This is a genomic window from Aestuariibacter sp. GS-14 (genome assembly GCF_006494365.1).
Taxonomy (GTDB): domain Bacteria; phylum Pseudomonadota; class Gammaproteobacteria; order Enterobacterales; family Alteromonadaceae; genus Alteromonas; species Alteromonas mangrovi.
Genome location: NZ_VHIP01000008.1, coordinates 98749 through 115477 on the forward strand (window position 1 = coordinate 98749; position 16729 = coordinate 115477).

Consider the following 16729-nt stretch of genomic DNA (forward strand, 5'->3'; position numbering starts at 1 on the left):
ATGGATACGTTAATGATTTTACTGGGTATCGTGGTTTTCATGCTGGTACTGCTGAGCGGCTTTCCCGTTGCATTCGGGCTGGGCTTTTTAGCTATTCTATTATTGAGTGCCTACGTGGGCCCGGACACGGCCACCGACATCGCCGTAGACAAAGCTTACTCGGCTATCGACTCTGACATTCTGGTTGCGATCCCGCTATTTATTCTGGCTGCCCAGCTTATTTCCGCTACCGGTATGGGAAAGCGGTTGTTCAGTGCCGCTGAAGTGTTTTTATGGCGGTTACGCGGCGGTTTAGGTGTTGCCACCATCGGCAGCAGCGGCGTGTTTTCTGCTATGACCGGGTCGAGCTTTGTGTCGTCATCAACTATGGGGTTGATTGCTATTCCGGAACTGCGTAAAGCAGGTTATGGAGAGACTAAAATTGCTGCTGCGATCACCGCGGGCGGCACACTGGGCAGCATGATCCCGCCCAGTATTGTAATGATTGTGTACGGTTACCTCACCGATGAATCGATTAGCAAACTGTTTATGGCGGGCGTGATCCCGGGCATGCTGCTGATTGTGCTGTATTCGCTGTTTATGGTATTCACCGGACATGCTGAACACACCTCCCCGGTTCAGAAGCCGTCGCAAAAGAAACGCCACGCCGTAAAAGAAGCCTTCTGGGGGATCATGGCCCCGGTGATCATTCTGGGCGGCATTTATCTGGGTATTTTCACCGCGTCAGAAGCGGCAGCCGTTGCCGTGGTGTACTGCATGGTGATTGGCTTTGTGGTATATCGCACGCTTACCCTTAAATCCCTTTGGGAGCAACTTATCGCCGCCGCGGTAACGTCAGCCATAGTAACTATGATCATTATTGGTGGGGCGATTCTGGGCCACAGCGTGATTTTCGGGCGCATGCCGCAGGAAGTGCTAAGCGCTATAATCAGCATGGATATCTCGCCCATGGCGCTACTGATTATTATTAACCTGGTGTTGTTTGTGCTGGGTATGTTTCTGGAAGTGCTGGCACTGATGTATCTGGTTATTCCATTGCTGGTACCAGTAATTGCGCACATGGACTGGGATAACATCTGGATTGCGGTAATGCTGCTGATTAACGTGAACCTGGCGCTCATTACACCGCCTATGGGTGGCGTGCTTTATGTGGTATCGCACATTGGTAATATGCCGCTTAGCACGGTAATGAAGGGCGCGCTTATGCCTATTACCGCGCTTATCATTGTGTTAATCCTTACCCTGATCTTTCCGTCACTGGCACTGTGGTTGCCGAGCATGACGTAGCCACATCGATTATTCACAAAGTACAAAAAAGCCGGGGGATGTTGTTACATCCCCCGGCTTTTGTTTTTCTAATTACTCTACGACCTAAGCTCGGTTACTTATTTGCCGGTATCGGATCCTGACTACGGTAGCGAAACGTCCCTTCGCCAAAAGCCAACAAGTTACCTTGAGCGTCTTTCACTTCACCTGACGCGCTGTAAATGCGTCGGCCCTGTGCTCTTACTTTACCGCTAGCCGTGATCAGCCCTTCGCAGCACTGGCCGGTAAAGGTAGTCGTAAGTGACAAGGTGACCGAGCGGCGAATCACCTGCTCGTCCGGAAAGTAAATCCCGGACTGCGCGCACACAATATCGAGTAAGCCCGACAGCACACCACCGTGTAACACGCCGGCTAAGTTCAGGTGTTTGGGCTCAATTTGCAGGGTAACGGTAGAAAACCCTTTGCCCCAATCGCGATGCTGATAATTCAGCATCGCATGATAGCCGGTTTGCATAAGTTCGTAGGCCATGTCTGGCAGCTTTACTCCAGCGCTGCCTGTCATGACTTGTACCAACCCAGTACCGATTTAATCTCCAGGAAGTCCTGCAAGCCGTGCTCGCCCCATTCCCGGCCATTACCCGACTGTTTGTAGCCGCCAAACGGGGCGTGTAAATCGGGCTGGGCGCCATTCAAATGCACCATACCGGTACGCATCTGACTGGCGACACGACGTACTCTGTCTGTATCGGCACCCGACACATAACCGCTCAGGCCATAAGGACTGTCGTTGGCTATGGCTACCGCGTCAGAATCATCCCGGTAACCAATGATCACCAAAACCGGTCCAAAGATTTCTTCTCTGGCAATGGTCATGTCGTTGGTTACATCGGTGAATATCGTCGGTTTTACGTAGAAGCCCTGGATCAGGCCCTCCGGTTTACCGGTGCCACCACATAACAAGGTTGCGCCTTCTTCAATGCCTTGGGCAATCATGGCCTGAATCTTTTCAAACTGACGTTGATGTGCCACTGGTCCAATGCCGGTTTTGTCGTTAGTCGGGTCGCCTACTGCATGTTGCGACGCTTCGCCCACGGCCTTAGCAATGGCAACAACTTCGGCCATTTTGCTATTGGGTACCAGCATACGCGTTGGGGCCGTGCAGGTTTGCCCGGAATTGGCGAACACCGCTTTAATGCCGTTAGTCACCGCTTTGGTCATGTCGGCGTCATCCAAAATAATGTTGGCAGATTTACCGCCAAGCTCCAGCGCAACGCGCTTCACAGTATCAGCGGCGGCTTTACTGACTTCAGCGCCGGCCTGAGTAGAGCCGGTAAAAGAAATCATGTCGATATCGGGGTGGCGACTCATGTAGTCACCAATTTTGGAGCCTGAGCCTTGCACCAGATTAAATACACCAGCGGGCACACCCGCCTCGTGCAGTACCTCTGCCAGAATAGCCGCACTCAGGCTGGCATCCTGACTGGGTTTAAGCACAATGGTACAACCCGCAGCCAATGCCGGTGCGACTTTGCACACCACCTGATTCATTGGCCAGTTCCAGGGGGTAATTAAACCCACCACGCCAATGGGCTCTTTGCGGATTTCGGTTGTGCCCTGCTGATGACTAAACTCGAAGGACTTCAGTATTTCCAGCGTGGCAGAGAAATGCCCGATGCCCATCGCCGCCTGAGCACTTTGGCTCAGCGACACGGGCGCGCCCATTTCCAGCGTAATCGCCTGCACAATATCGGCGTAGCGTTTTTTATAGCAGTTAATAATGCGTTCCAGCAACGCAATGCGGTCTTCAACCGGGCTAACCGACCAGGACGGAAACGCCGCTTTTGCCGCTGCAATGGCGGCATCAACATCGGCACTTTCACCCATTGCCACTTCGCCGCTAACAGCTTCTGTGGCAGGGTTAATCAGCTTTCGCGTATGCGAGGTGCTGGGCTTTACCCATTCCCCGTTAATGTAAAATTCAGTGGTGTTCGCTTGCATTGTGATTCCTGATTGGCTTAATTCACGACAGGTGAAACGGCGGACTGCGATTGCGGGCTGCGCAGATCAGACAATACGCTATCATCTGGTTCGTCTGCATACAAAGCCGCGACGTCGTTGGCGCGCAATACCTGTACTTTTCGTTGATTAATAGAGCGTTTATCTGACATCTCACCGGTATCCATGCTGGGCGGCGTTGTCAGAATACGGGCGCGCTCAATGCGGGTGGACGCGCCGCTGTGTTGTATATTGTGTTCATATAGCGACTGGCGAATTCGAGCGATCACGCGAGGGTGCGCTGCCAGTTCTTCGGAGGTCGCATCCGGCATGCCAAATACCCGTTTCACGACATCTTCGTTTAGCCAAATCAACAGCCCCAAATAGGGTTTGTCCTGACCAGTGATCACCACATCAAACACCAGTGGGGCTAACACGCTTTGTAAATCGATGCGCAGCATGCTGGTATGTACCCAGGTGCCGTTAAGCAGTTTGAAGTCTTCACTTACCCTGCCGGCAAACTGCAACCCTTTTTCCGGCTGTTCAGGATCGAGCCAGCGCACTGCGTCTCCGGTGTGAAAGAAGCCTTCGCTGTCGAACACCTGTTTGTTCAGGGCATCGGCCTGATAATACCCGGGTGTAATTTGTGGGCCTTTTACGCACAGTTCGTATTTGTCGTCTTTGGGCATTAACTTCAACTTCGTGCCGGGGATAGGTAAACCAATGCTGCCCATTTTGGTGGTCGGCCAGTGCACAATCGTAGTTACCGCGGCACTCTCGGTTGCGCCCAGTGCGGTGATCATACTGATGCGTTTGCCGGTTTCGCGGATAGCCAGTTGCTGGAAGTGATCAAAGGTTTCCTGTGGCATATCCGAGCCGCCGTAGCTGCACCAGTCCATATGGCGGAAAAACGCTTCCCGCAGAGCATCGTCGCGCTCCATCGCATCCACCAATAAAGCATATACAGCCGGCACGGTGGTGTAACAATTCAGCGGTACGGTTTTAATGTTGTTGAGGGTTTTCTCGAACATACCCGGAAGTGGCTTACCATCGTCGATATACAGCGTACCACCGCTTTTGATTACCCGATGTACATTCTGATTCCCGCCGTAAGTGTGGTGCCAGGGCATCCAGTCGAGCAGGATCGGCGGGTTATTTTCCTCATCAACGTCTATCACGGTAAGCAGTGATGCCTGTGTGAAGCACAGATTCGTATGGGTATTCACTACGCCTTTGGGTTCGCCGGTTGAACCCGAGGTAAACAGGATTTTCGCGATATCGTCGCCTTGTATAGCCTGAATGGCGTCGGTGACCTGAGACGTCACAGCCGTTCTGACCGCATCGGCAAACGCAATCGCATTGATACCCGCAGGCACTTCACCTTCGGCGTACAGCACCACACAATGTTCCAAAGGCAATGCTTTTAGCGCCCTGCCGTATTGACTGATGTTTTGTACAAATATGACCTGGGGCTCAAGCTTGGCAAAAATCGCTTTCAGCTTATTGAAGTCTTTCGACAACAGCGAATAATTAGGCGAGATAGGCGCAATGGGACAGCGCGCTTTCATACCAGCAAGGTTTACCGCGGCATGTTCCAATGTGTTGTGCGACAAGATCATCACGTTGGCTTGAGGCTGGGTATTATCCAGAAACCATTGAGCCAGCGCGTCAGTTTGCTTGTCGATGGCTTCGTAGGTGACGAAAGTCCAGTCTGTTTCTTTTTGGCGAGCTGCACGGCTTGCTTGCTCGCCAAATCGATCAGCCCGCTTTTCCGCCATAAAATGGCGCTGTGGGTACTTGGCAACCGTGCGCTGTAGCATCTCAATCACATTGTGATAACTGCGCTGCGGTTCGCGATCGCAATCCACCAGCAGTGAACCATCGTCGCACCGCTGCACATTCACACTGGGCGCTGCCCATAGGTTTTCTTTGAAAGGCGGTAAATCAGTCATAGGGCGTCTCTGTATTCTTGGTATTAAATGCTGGTACAACGCGGGTGCCAGCCGGGTAGGGATTTGGTTGATTCAGGCAATGCACGGCAATGTGGTGTTTGCGCAGTGTGCCAATGTCAGACGTTTCAGCTGTGATAGGCCGATAATCGTGTTCAAACTCAAGCCAGTAATAAGCTCGGTTTCGCGGGTCGCGACGACAATCAGTAGCCACCCGCTTTATGCTGCCTTCGCTGCCCTCGCACCAACTCACAACTTGCACTTGCTGAGGGGGAATTGCCGGAAAGTTAATGTTCACACACGGGGCTTTTTGCCACTTTACGGCCAGTAGTTCACGGATAATGCTCGCCGCATAGGTTTTTGCGGTGCTCCAGTAGATCTGGTCGGCGCGTTTAAAGGCCTGACTCAGTCCAATTGCCGGCACGCCAAATTGTGCAGCCACTTTGGCAGCGCCAAGAGTACCTGAAAACCCCACGGCATCGCCCACGTTAGCGCCGCGATTGATGCCGCTTAACACCACGTCCACCGGGCCCGGCAGTAAGCTGTATAGTCCCAGTAATACGCAATCAGCGGGGGTGCCGTTTACACTAAACCGGCGATCACCATGATCGGTAACACGCAGCGGTGTGTGCAACGACAACGACTGGGCCTGCCCGGAGCAATCCTGATTGGGGGCGACCACATACACTTCGCTTGCCAGTTCACCGGCTAATATCTGTAAATGCGTGATGCCCTCGGCATCAATGCCATCGTCATTAGTGATCAGAATGCGTTGTAAAAGCGGCTGGCTCATACTTTCATGCCCGGCAAATTCAGCGAGGCGGTGTTGCCGCCATCCACGGGTAACGCTTGCCCGGTAATGTAGCTGGCATCGCTACTGGCCAGAAAGGCAATCGCCGCAGCAACTTCCGCAGGCTGCCCCGCGCGTTTTAATTCACAGCGTTCGCCAAGCCGATGTTCTATGCCTTTTTCTCTGGCTAACTCAAAGAAGGGGCTGGTCATGCCGGTTTCAATTAAACCCGGACACACGGCATTAACGCGAATGCCTTTGCTGGCTAAATCGCAGGCGGCGGTTTGGGTAAAATTAATAACGGCCGCTTTCGAGGCACTGTAAGCATTGCCACCCGCCCCAGAGCGGATCCCGGCAACCGAAGCAGTATTCACAATCGCTCCGCCCTCGGCCTGACCGGCCATAATGGCAGCCACCAGCGAGGTAAGTTTAACGCAGCCATACACGTTGACTGCCATCACGCGCTGCCATTCCGCAATATCCTGTTCATCGGCAAGCTTTCGGCTGCTGACCACACCCGCGTTATTGCACAGCACATCAAAGCGGCCAAATGTGGTATGCGCTTCGTTGATCGCCTGAGTCAACTGGGCTTCGTCGGCAATATCCACCACGCTCGCGAGAACTTTGGTTTTGTGGCTTAACCCCTGGGCAACGGTTTTTAAATTTTCCTCGTTGCGATCCAGTAACACCAGCCCGGCTACCTCTTCTTCTGCCAGGCGCAACGCCGTGGCAGCGCCAATGCCGCTGGCCGCTCCGGAGATCACAGCCACCTTGTTGGTAAATCTTCCCATGGCACATCGCTCCGTTCTCAATATTTAAAATTTTGAAAAATGCATGATTGCACAATGTAAATGATTTGTTTATTCTGCTATACGAAACTGAATACCGCAAGAAAAAATAGATGATGAATTTTGAATCTGTCGACGCACTCGATAAACACGTAGGAAAGGCACTGGGTGTTAGCCCCTGGTTTAGCCTTAGTCAGCAACAGGTGAATGTCTTTGCCGATACCACACTGGACTTTCAGGGCATTCACCTGAATGCAGGCGCAGCCAGAGCCTCTGGCTTTGATGCCCCTATTGCCCACGGCTACTTACTGTTGGCGCTTCTACCGCACCTTGCTCAACAGGTGTATTCGATAGATGGCATGACCAGCAAAATCAATTACGGTCTCGACCGCTGCCGCTTTATTACACCCGTACCAGCGAATGCCGATATTCGCGCGTCATTTACCCTTGTTGAGGTTTTGCACAAACCCAAAGGTATCCAAATAACCGTAGATGCCGAGTTGCAAATACGGGATCACGATAAGCCCGCTGTGGTTGCCCGCACACTGGCGTTGTTAATTCCATAAGGAGGCTGTTATGCAAGATTTGTTTTCTCTGAAAGATAAGGTGGCGCTGATCACCGGTTCGACTAAAGGTATTGGTCTGAGTATTGCCGAAACCTATGCCGCTGCCGGTGCTAAGGTTGTAATTTCCAGCCGTAAGGCGGAAGTCTGCGAAGCTGTGGCTAACGAGCTACGCGAAAAAGGTTTTGAGGCGATTGCCAAGCCTTGTCATATTGGCGACAAAGCGCAGTTGCAGGATCTGGTAGATACCACCCGTGCCACCTGGGGAAAGATTGATGTGCTGGTATGTAATGCTGCAACCAATCCCGTATACGGGCCGCTGTCAGAACTAACTGACGAAGCCTGGGACAAAATCATGGATACCAATGTAAAAAGCACCTTCTGGCTGTGCAACATGGTTTTACCCGGCATGGCTGAAGCCGGCGGCGGTTCGGTGATTTTACTGTCGAGTATCGCAGCCATTAAAGGCAACGACAAAATCGGCTGCTACGGTATGTCAAAAGCGGCCGAAGCCGCCCTTACCCGCAACCTGGCTGTTGAGTGGGGACCAAAAGGTATTCGAGTTAACGCCATTGCACCAGGCGTGGTAGTCACTGAATTTGCCAAAGCGCTGGTAGACGACCCAAAACGCAAGGCCATTGTAGAAAACCAAACGCCACTTCGCCGGCTCGGTCAACCTATCGACATCGCGGGCGTCGCGCAGTTTTTGGCTACAGACGCCTCGGCCTACATGACGGGCCAGTATTTAGTCGCCGATGGCGGCACGACTATTTGTTAAGGAGGCATTATGAGTGCTCATGAAGCCACCTTAGTTGATGTGCTCGCTGCCCATGCGTTTGACGAGTCGGCACTGAAAGCCTATTTGCAAACGACGCTGAATAAGCCGTTTGCTCGCTTTTCGATTCAGCAATTTCAGGGCGGGCAATCCAACCCGACCTTCAAAGTCATTGCCGACGATCACCAGTGGGTGCTACGTAAAAAGCCAGCAGGAAAGCTGTTGCCATCAGCCCACCAGATTAACCGGGAATACCGGGTAATGTCAGCGCTTGCTGATACGCCTGTGCCGGTACCAGTCATGATTTGCTACTGCGACGATCCAAGCATTATTGGTACCGAGTTCTATGTGATGGACTATGTGCCGGGTTTGCTGATTGAACATCCGGCATGTGATGGGTTGTCAGCGTCTGACACACATCACATATATGCCAGTATGGCTGACACACTGGCCGCTCTGCACAATGTCGATATTGCCAGTGTTGGCCTCGAAGATTATGCAAGAGGCGGTGATTATTACGCGCGCCAAATTAAGCGCTGGAGCGAACAATACCGCCAGTCTTGTGAGCCACCAGCAGGCGGCGGCGAAGGTGCCAGAGCCATGCAGTATTTAATGGCCTATCTGCCCGACAACATCCCGGCCGATACCACTACGTGCTTAGTACACGGTGACTTTCGCATTGGCAATCTGTTGTTTAACCGCGACAGCAAAGATGTGGCTGCCGTGCTGGATTGGGAGCTATCCACCTTAGGGCATCCACTGGCCGATCTGGCCTATTGCTGTATTCCTTACCACCTGCCGCAAGACGACACCGGCACAAAGGGGTTAGTGGGTATAGACCTTGAAAAGCGCGGTATTCCCAGTGAAGCAGAGTTTATCCAACGATACTGCAATGGCACAGGTCGTGACAACATTGAACAGTGGCCCTTCTATGTGGCGTTTTCCATGTTCCGGCTGGCTGCCATTTTACAAGGCGTGTACGCCAGAGCCATTCAGGGTAACGCCAGCTCTGCCAACGCCCTCACAGTAGGCGCACGAGCCGCATTACTGGCCACTACTGCGGCACGGTTGGTGAGTTAATATGTCCTGAAACACCACTAACCGTCATCCCTGACAACGCTGCGCGTTTCAGGGATGACGGTGAATTGCGTTTAAGGGATGGCGATGATTTGTGTTTACAGAGTGACAGAAAGAAAGCTTTCAGTAGCTCAGCAAAGTGAATGATTCGGCAATACTGAAAGACAGAGTGATAATCACAACATCATACCGCCCGATGCTTCAACCCGCTGGCCATTAATCCAGTAACTCTTATCACTTAACAGTATGGCGATAGCGCCGCCGATATCATCAGGCAATCCAACCCTTCCTAACGCAGTTTGCGAAGCAATGGCCTGATTAAGCCCATGATTGTCCCTGACTTCACCGCCTCGAAAATCGGTTTCTATGGCACCCGGGGCTAATGTATTTACCCGAATCTTTCTCGGGCCAAGTTCTTTCGCCATGTAACGGGTCATCACCTCTACCGCCCCCTTTGCCATGCCATAAGCGCTGTAGCCCGGAAAACAAAAACGACTTAGCCCCGATGACACATTTAAGATTGCACCGCCATTAGCAATCACCGGCAACAATGATTGGCTCAAAAAATACGGCCCTTTCACATGCATGTTTAATAAGGTATCCACTTGTTCCAATGTAGTATCTGCAAACAGCGCGTTAATGCCCACACCAGCATTATTCACCAGGTAGTCGATGGTACTTCGACCGAATTTATTGGTTAGCTGATGCGTTAAGTTTGCAACAAATGGCGCAAAGCTATCCATATCAGCCGTATCCAGTTGCAGAGCCAGCGCCCGTTGGCCTGCCCACTCGACTTCGTTCACCAGTGAATTGGCCGCCTGTTCATTACTGTGATACGTGATCACTATGTCGCAACCTTCTGCTGCCAGTGCCAACGCGCCCGCTCTGCCCAAACCCCGACTTCCACCGGTAATTAATGCAATCTTGTTCATCTGTTCTGCCTCTGTTAGTAAACCCACATGGTTAATTCAGGATGAGTGTAAGCCCTAACAATTGTTTGAAAAACACAGCAGAACCGATAACATTGTTCACCAAAAGAAAACAATGAGTAGCGTGATGGACAAATTCGATATGTTTACCCGCTTTTCGGAAACCGCCAGAATCGGAAGTTTTAGCGGTGCAGCTGATTATCTGGGGTTACCTAAATCCAGTGTGTCTCAGGCGGTGCAGAGTTTAGAGGCATTGCTGGGCACCCGCTTGCTTCATCGCAGTACTCGCCGGGTAAGCTTAACGCCCGACGGCGAAGCGTTTTTGCCACAATGCCGCGCATTACTTGCTGAGCTGGAAGCCATGGAAACGCAGTTTGTGAGTAATCCGGCGGATCTGCGCGGTGAACTGCGTGTAGATATGCCAAGCCGCTTTGCATCCAATATCCTGATCCCCAAACTGGCCGATTTTACAGAAAGGCATCCCAACCTGAGGTTGCGCATTAGCAGCTATGACCACCGTATTGATATGATTAAAGAAGGCATTGATTGTGTGATCAGGGTTGGCGAGTTAACAGACAGCAGTCTGATTGCCCGACCACTATTACACTACCGAATGGTGAATTGCGTAAGTCAGTCCTATGCAAATCGTTTCGGTATTCCCAAAACCCTGGATGACCTTCAACATCACAGGCTGATTGATTATTCGCACTCATTAAGTCAGCGCCCCGGCGAGTTTGAATATACCACTGCGAGCGGTACACAAACCCTCACCATGCCAAGTACCCTCGCGGTAAATGGCACAGAAGCCTATTACGCGGCCTGCCTTCACGGATTGGGGATTGCGCAAATTCCGGTGGTTGGCGTAGAACAGCAAATTGCCAGCGGAGAGCTCATCTGTGTGCTGGAGGCCTATCAGCCTCCCCCTATGCCGGTTAACCTGCTGTATCCTTCCAGGCAGCAATTGTCACCCAGGTTAACAGCATTCGCAAACTGGCTGGTTGCTATGCTTATTCAGGTTAAATCCAATACCGCGCACCATACCTAACTCACTGTATCAATACCTAATGTTACCGGTAAGGCATTGCCAGTCGCAGCTGGCTCTCCTATAGTGTATGCATGACCAATTCACGAATCATGACGACTACCATGACCATGCGCCGGTATTTACTTTCTGCCCTTGGGTTTTCAATGATGACATGGAGCCTGTCTGCTCAGGCGACGTCGGCACCCGAGTCGCAACCGAAAATTACTTCGTGCCCTGCGTCGTTTTATGCGGTTAAAATTCATGATGAGGCTCGCCAGTGTCAGCGTTTTGACGCTCAGATGCCGGCATCTATGGTGTATTTTGTGAATGATTCCACCGATGCACTGGTTGCCTTTTATCTGGCACTTATGCCTAACCTGCATTTAAAAGGCGAACACAATGCCAGAATCCTGCTCACCAATGACGCCGGCGATGTGCGGGTAGTGGTATCCCCCGATGGCAACGGTGCTCAAATTGATATTTTAGTGGTTGCCGATACCACTGTGCCCGGCAATTCATCTTCTGCCGAATAGGCTTATACCAATTCGATTATTGGCATTGCCTTTGCAATTTCTTCAATACGTTTGTTAACGGCTCTGAAAAGTCATTTTTTTGACGTTTCAGACTGCTACACATTGAGGAAATTATGGAACTTGCCATTGTCTTATTTATGTTACTGATTGTTGTTGCGATTGGTGCGCTCAAGCTGGTTGATCACGGTGTGAGTTTTCCTTTCCGTAAAAAGCCACAACTGTTTACCCAGGTTGAACACACGTTTATTAATTTACTCGAACAAGCCGTTGGCCGGGAATTTCGTATTGTATCCCGGGTGCGATTAAACGATTTACTGGCAGTGCGCACTTCGGCCAATAAGCGTCAGGCGCGTCAGGCGTTATTGCGTGCTGGTAGCAAACAACTCGATTTTGTGTTGTGCCGCCGTGATGACATGACCCCTGTACTGGCGATAGATTTGGTACACAAGCAAGGCAAAGACGGATACAAAACCCAGCGCGACTGGTTTGTAACCGGCGCACTGGATGCAGCAGGAATTCCACATGCGCGCTTTAAAGTGAAATCGGGTTATTCGGTAGAAGAAGTTCGCGAGTGCGTAGAAACCAAGTTGCTTCCACTGCGCAAACAGCAGGCTAAGCTGGATGCCAGCAAGATGAATCCACCCGCCCCTACGCGCCCAACACGCCCAGTTCGTTCAAGTCGTCAAACAGCCGGCCAGCAGGTTGCGGCTTAATCTGGCGATGACATTGAGCCAGGCAATAACCAAAGGTTACTGCCTGGTTTGATACACCACCGTCAGGTGGTCGGGTATTGGTGTATCTGCCGGAAAAAATGCTACCGTATCTTTGTGGGTAGATATGTACGCTAGTAAATCGTCTATATCCTGCATTTCTCTTGGCGGTTTTGAACGGCCACTAAAACGCATTTGCGACCAGTAGGACTGGATCCTCGACTCCGTCAGACCGATCACTTTGGTATTGAATACCGCTCGGGTTAACGTTTCCGGCGGCAAAGAGACCGGCTCGAGCAACACGTCTATCGCATTCCCCATAAACAAATTACGCACAGCGCGTTTATCAAGGCGAATGTCTTTGTTATCAACGTTAGCGACAACCACTACATCCCGGCTTTCAGCCACGCACTCGCTGGACCCAATTGCCCCCCAAAACACCAACATTAATGACATCTTGATAAAATATCGCATCAGAACACAAACTCCATTCCAATTTGATACAAATTCGCCCGCTCATCAAACGCAAACGCCGCGCTCTCAGAGAGTGCCTCAAAGGTAGAAATACCAATCCCGCCCTGATAATGCGTTACTTCTGCTTTAAAGGCCACATTCACGCCCGCATCCCAGCGCACGCCAAGCGTAACGCTTTTTAAATCTGACGCCTTGGTTCGTTGCAGAGTGGTGTTATAAGCAATGAACAACTGATCCAGACCAGGGTTCACACCAAACGGAATCTCGTTCGCAGTCTCAACTTCAGAGGTAATGAGGTTGGCAAACGTTAAATTCACCGTTATCGGATCAAATACGTAGCCCCCCTGCACGTAATAGCTGGTAATTTTGGGAGCAAGAATGGTTTTAGAAGAAATCTTCATCCATTCCCAGGCCAGATGGTAATCAAACTCTTCGTAAATAGCGCCAGCCTGATAAATATCAAATTCGCCTTCCATAGTGAGCGAGTTTGCACTTTCCACAAAGCCCGCCCCTCGCAGGATGTTAGCAAAAGTCGTAATCTCTTCTAAATCCAATGAAAAATCTGCGGTAATGAAAGAACTCCGCAATTTGAGATTTCCACCCACAAGGGCATTCAGGACTATCCCACGCAAGTTATCAATGTCGGTTGGGTAGCGCTTTTGCTGGAAACTGGTATCGCCATTATAACTGCCAGTGTAAAGCTCAACAGAAGCACTCACTGGCCCCAAGGCAAACCGGTGGATCCCGCTAATGCCCTCATACTGGTTAAACAAAAACGCACTGTAAAGTTGTTGGGGGGGAGATATCCAGGCATAAGCAAATCCCACATCCATTACGTCGGAATAATGATAAAACGGCGTGCGCATTTTACCGGCTTTAAATAACCAGTTTGCATTGGGTTGATAGCTTAAATAAAACCATTCGATGCCAGAATCCCGTTCGGCATTATTGTGAGCAAGTAACTGGGAGGTAACAGATACTGTGTCGGTAAGTTGATAATCGGCCTGAATGGCTAACAAACTTTGTTCGCTGAAAGTTAACTCATTGGTATAACCTTCAAACGAGACATTATTATCATCGAGATAACCCGCAACCAGCCTGCCAAAACCTGAAATGTTGAGTTTTTCATCCGCAAAGCTTACGTTGACAGAACAAAAAAAAGCAAAGAGTAAACACACCACAATACGCGAATGCAGGCGCTTGCACATACCACTATCCCTTTAAACTCATACAGTTTGTAGTATAGATTAATTTGGCGATTTACTATGCGTTTATTGTTATTCATATTAAACTTTCGCACTTTAATTTGATCAAACGCAGTATTTGAAAATACTCAGTCATTGGGAAGGTATACCATGAAGATCGGAATTCTGGGCGCAATGGACCAGGAAGTAGCGCTGCTTCAGGCCAGTTTGCAAAATGTGTCGGTTGAAGAGTGGAAACATTTAACGTTCTTTACCGGTAAGCTGCACGGCGTAGATGTAGTGGTAGTTAAGTGCGGTATTGGTAAAGTAGCAGCGGCTGTGGCCACCACCGCGCTGATAGACCGCTTCTCCCCCGACTACGTGGTAAATACCGGCTCAGCTGGCGGCTTTGATACCGAGTTAAACATTGGTGATTTGGTGATTGGTACATCCGTACTGCACCACGACATCGACATTACTCACTTTGGCTATGCGCTTGGGCAAGCGGCGGGCATGCCGGCCACTTACGAATGCAACGACGCACTCATTGCAGCGGCAGAACAGGCCGCCAGCAGCGCGCTGGACGTAACCACCAAGCGTGGACTGATTTGTACCGGTGATTCATTTATCGGCAGCGATGAGGCTGCACAGCGCCTGCGCGAATTATTCCCCGCCATGGCTGCCGTAGAAATGGAAGGCGCCGCCATTGCGCAAACCTGCTTTATGCTGAACACGCCGTTTTTGGTGATTCGCTCGCTATCCGACATCGCCGGCAAAACCTCAACCGTGTCGTTCCAATCGTATCTGGAAAAAGCAGCTAAACACTCTGCTGAGCTGGTAATGCAAATGATCGCTGTACTGGCTAAACCAGCCTGACACAGGAACATCAATACATCCTATGGACACCAGCTCGCTTTCACCCCCGCTAATTGCGCTAATGACAGTATTGCTGGTGATCCTTATCGATCGGGTCTGGCATATTCCCGAACGCGTTAATCCGGTTACGCTGTTCCGGTTAATGGTAGTGAACCTGAGCAAACGAGTGTGTCCGGATGCCTCATCTCCGGTATCTCAACATATGATTTCCGGCACACTGGGCATTATCGTACTGCTACTGCCACTCCTAGTGGTAACCGCCATTATTATCAGTGCGATGGAATTTAAGTATGTCATAGACGGTATTATTTTGTTTGGCTGCCTGGGCTTTCACCGCACCAGACAACAGTACAAAGCCGTGATTGCTTGTTTGTCGAAACAGAAAAAACTACTGGCTCGCGAGCGCTTGAGTTATATGGTGGCGCGACAAACCGACCGACTATCTGACATCGGTATAGCCAAAGCCGCTATCGAGTCTTACTTACTGCGCTTTTTGCAGCAATACGTTGGTGTGCTGTTTTGGTTTTTAGTTGCTGGGCCGATGGCGGCACTTAGCTACCGTTTGTTACTTGAATTCCGCTGGCAATGGCACCGTCAACAGGCGGGCTTCAGCCATTTTAGCCAACCTGCGTACTATCTTACCCAATGGCTGATATGGCCAGGCTATGTAATTGGTACACTGTTATTGTTACTGGTAACGTCGCCCGCTAAAGGCATGGCAGCGTGGCGAATGGCAAAGCAAAACGATCTCACCAGCACCGTACTGGCCCTGTTCGGTGGTAGTTTGAATATCATACTGGGCGGTCCCAACATTTACGCGGATCGCACCGTGCGACATCATCGTGTGGGTGGAGCTAATCAGGTGCGGTTCTCAGATTTAACCTATGTGCTGCGCGCCATCAATCGCGCAACCTGGCTGGGCATGACCCTGCTAACACTGGTTATGTTAACCCTGTGGCAATTATCTCAATGAAGACGTTTTATCTGGCATTACTGGTTCTCCTCTGTTGCTCACCTGCATGGGCCAAGCCCCGTATCGTTACATTAGCGCCGCATTTAACCGAGTGGATGTACAGTCTGGAACTGGAATCGCAGTTGGTTGGCGTTAGCGCCTTTAGCGACTATCCGGAAGCAGCAAAAGCACTACCGGTAGTGGCGGATTATCAGGGAGTCGATTTTACCGCGTTAATGGCGTTAGAGCCGGACCTGATCCTGGCCTGGGGCGGCGGCAACAAACCGCAGGACATTGCCCGTTTGCAATCATTAGGATTTGACGTATTTGTGTCTCAACCGCGCACACTGAAGGACATTGCATCGGAAATTACCGCGGTGGCCACAAAGTTAGGACGCTCTGAACAAGCCAGGATACTCACCGGGCAATACCTGGCTCAACTGGCGAACATCGAGAGCCTGTATGCTCACAGCCAGCCAATTACTGTTTTTTACTATTTGTGGCAGCAACCCTTAATGACCATTGGCGCTGGCGCCTGGGCAAACCAAGCATTGTCGTTATGCCGGGCTGAGCATATTTTTAATGATTCACCGATTGATTACCCCCAGGTTACCCTTCGTCAGGTGATAAATCGCCAACCCGCGTTATTGATAGCGGCCAGCGATCAAACGCAACAAGTGCTACAATCGTTTTGGGCAAGTCACGACGCGCTGATAAAGGCACCGCTGATTCAGGCCGACGCTAACGCGTTGCATCGGTTCTCCTTGCGGATAGTGCCTGCTATTAGCGAGTTATGTGAGCGCATTGATGCGGTTCGATCCCGGGACGTTGAGTAATCTATCAA

At 50.9% G+C, this 16729-nt stretch carries 18 protein-coding genes; 10 read left to right on the top strand and 8 right to left on the bottom strand.

Going from position 1 to position 16729, the window contains the following annotated elements:
* Nucleotides 1-1287, top strand: a complete 1287-nt coding sequence (locus FJ444_RS13935; RefSeq protein WP_140959124.1) for a TRAP transporter large permease — start codon at nucleotides 1-3, stop codon at nucleotides 1285-1287.
* Nucleotides 1288-1381: 94 nt separating this feature from the next.
* Here the strand turns inward: FJ444_RS13935 and FJ444_RS13940 are convergent, their stop codons facing one another.
* Genes FJ444_RS13940 through FJ444_RS13960 form a run of 5 tightly spaced genes read right to left on the bottom strand, consistent with a single transcriptional unit; the run spans nucleotide 1382 to nucleotide 6791 of the window.
* Entirely contained in the window at nucleotides 1382-1828 is a 447-nt protein-coding gene (locus tag FJ444_RS13940) for a PaaI family thioesterase (RefSeq protein WP_255439181.1), read from the bottom strand.
* Entirely contained in the window at nucleotides 1825-3264 is a 1440-nt protein-coding gene (locus tag FJ444_RS13945; RefSeq protein ID WP_181405166.1) for an aldehyde dehydrogenase family protein, read from the bottom strand. Before FJ444_RS13945 ends, FJ444_RS13940 begins: the two co-directional genes overlap by 4 nt.
* Nucleotides 3265-3281: 17 nt before the next feature.
* Nucleotides 3282-5213, bottom strand: coding sequence for an AMP-binding protein (locus FJ444_RS13950; protein ID WP_140959128.1), 1932 nt, complete (start codon nucleotides 5211-5213; stop codon nucleotides 3282-3284).
* Nucleotides 5206-6003 carry a 5'/3'-nucleotidase SurE gene (gene surE / locus FJ444_RS13955; RefSeq protein WP_140959130.1) on the bottom strand — a complete coding sequence of 266 codons (798 nt, stop codon included), beginning with the start codon at nucleotides 6001-6003 and terminating at the stop codon, nucleotides 5206-5208. The genes FJ444_RS13950 and surE overlap by 8 nt, the downstream gene beginning before the upstream one ends.
* Nucleotides 6000-6791, bottom strand: a complete 792-nt coding sequence (locus tag FJ444_RS13960) for an SDR family NAD(P)-dependent oxidoreductase (protein WP_140959132.1) — start codon at nucleotides 6789-6791, stop codon at nucleotides 6000-6002. The genes surE and FJ444_RS13960 overlap by 4 nt, the downstream gene beginning before the upstream one ends.
* Before the next feature lie 110 nt (nucleotides 6792-6901).
* Here FJ444_RS13960 and FJ444_RS13965 point away from each other — a divergent pair, with 110 nt between their 5' ends.
* The 3 genes from FJ444_RS13965 to FJ444_RS13975 are packed head-to-tail and all read left to right on the top strand — an operon-like array spanning nucleotide 6902 to nucleotide 9206.
* Nucleotides 6902-7354: a MaoC/PaaZ C-terminal domain-containing protein gene (locus FJ444_RS13965; RefSeq protein WP_140959134.1), complete on the top strand. Its 453-nt coding sequence runs from the start codon at nucleotides 6902-6904 to the stop codon at nucleotides 7352-7354.
* Nucleotides 7355-7364: 10 nt separating this feature from the next.
* A complete protein-coding gene (locus FJ444_RS13970) occupies nucleotides 7365-8129 on the top strand; it encodes an SDR family NAD(P)-dependent oxidoreductase (protein WP_140959136.1) in 765 nt (254 codons plus the stop codon).
* Between the two features lie 9 nt (nucleotides 8130-8138).
* Nucleotides 8139-9206, top strand: a complete 1068-nt coding sequence (locus FJ444_RS13975) for a phosphotransferase family protein (RefSeq protein ID WP_140959138.1) — start codon at nucleotides 8139-8141, stop codon at nucleotides 9204-9206.
* Nucleotides 9207-9379: 173 nt separating this feature from the next.
* Here the strand turns inward: FJ444_RS13975 and FJ444_RS13980 are convergent, their stop codons facing one another.
* On the bottom strand, nucleotides 9380-10135 hold the full coding sequence (locus FJ444_RS13980) for an SDR family NAD(P)-dependent oxidoreductase (protein ID WP_140959140.1): 756 nt from the start codon (nucleotides 10133-10135) through the stop codon (nucleotides 9380-9382).
* Between the two features lie 112 nt (nucleotides 10136-10247).
* Between FJ444_RS13980 and FJ444_RS13985 the strand changes: the two genes are divergently transcribed.
* The 3 genes from FJ444_RS13985 to FJ444_RS13995 all read left to right on the top strand — a co-directional run bounded on the left by FJ444_RS13985 (nucleotide 10248) and on the right by FJ444_RS13995 (nucleotide 12402).
* Nucleotides 10248-11177: a LysR family transcriptional regulator gene (locus FJ444_RS13985; RefSeq protein WP_255439182.1), complete on the top strand. Its 930-nt coding sequence runs from the start codon at nucleotides 10248-10250 to the stop codon at nucleotides 11175-11177.
* A gap of 71 nt (nucleotides 11178-11248) precedes the next feature.
* Complete coding sequence (locus tag FJ444_RS13990; RefSeq protein WP_140959142.1) at nucleotides 11249-11689, top strand: hypothetical protein; 441 nt, start codon at nucleotides 11249-11251, stop codon at nucleotides 11687-11689.
* Between the two features lie 113 nt (nucleotides 11690-11802).
* Nucleotides 11803-12402, top strand: coding sequence for a DUF2726 domain-containing protein (locus FJ444_RS13995; protein ID WP_140959144.1), 600 nt, complete (start codon nucleotides 11803-11805; stop codon nucleotides 12400-12402).
* Between the two features lie 36 nt (nucleotides 12403-12438).
* Here the strand turns inward: FJ444_RS13995 and FJ444_RS14000 are convergent, their stop codons facing one another.
* Nucleotides 12439-12873, bottom strand: a complete 435-nt coding sequence (locus FJ444_RS14000; protein WP_140959146.1) for a hypothetical protein — start codon at nucleotides 12871-12873, stop codon at nucleotides 12439-12441.
* Entirely contained in the window at nucleotides 12873-14081 is a 1209-nt protein-coding gene (locus FJ444_RS14005; protein WP_140959148.1) for a hypothetical protein, read from the bottom strand. Before FJ444_RS14005 ends, FJ444_RS14000 begins: the two co-directional genes overlap by 1 nt.
* A 147-nt stretch (nucleotides 14082-14228) precedes the next feature.
* Between FJ444_RS14005 and FJ444_RS14010 the strand changes: the two genes are divergently transcribed.
* The 3 genes from FJ444_RS14010 to FJ444_RS14020 are packed head-to-tail and all read left to right on the top strand — an operon-like array spanning nucleotide 14229 to nucleotide 16721.
* Nucleotides 14229-14933: a 5'-methylthioadenosine/adenosylhomocysteine nucleosidase gene (locus tag FJ444_RS14010; RefSeq protein WP_140959150.1), complete on the top strand. Its 705-nt coding sequence runs from the start codon at nucleotides 14229-14231 to the stop codon at nucleotides 14931-14933.
* A 22-nt stretch (nucleotides 14934-14955) separates the two neighbouring features.
* The gene (locus FJ444_RS14015; RefSeq protein WP_140959152.1) at nucleotides 14956-15906 is read left to right on the top strand and encodes a cobalamin biosynthesis protein; all 951 of its coding nucleotides are present in this window, start codon (nucleotides 14956-14958) and stop codon (nucleotides 15904-15906) included.
* A complete protein-coding gene (locus FJ444_RS14020) occupies nucleotides 15903-16721 on the top strand; it encodes a cobalamin-binding protein (protein ID WP_140959154.1) in 819 nt (272 codons plus the stop codon). The genes FJ444_RS14015 and FJ444_RS14020 overlap by 4 nt, the downstream gene beginning before the upstream one ends.
* Nucleotides 16722-16729 lie beyond the last annotated feature (8 nt).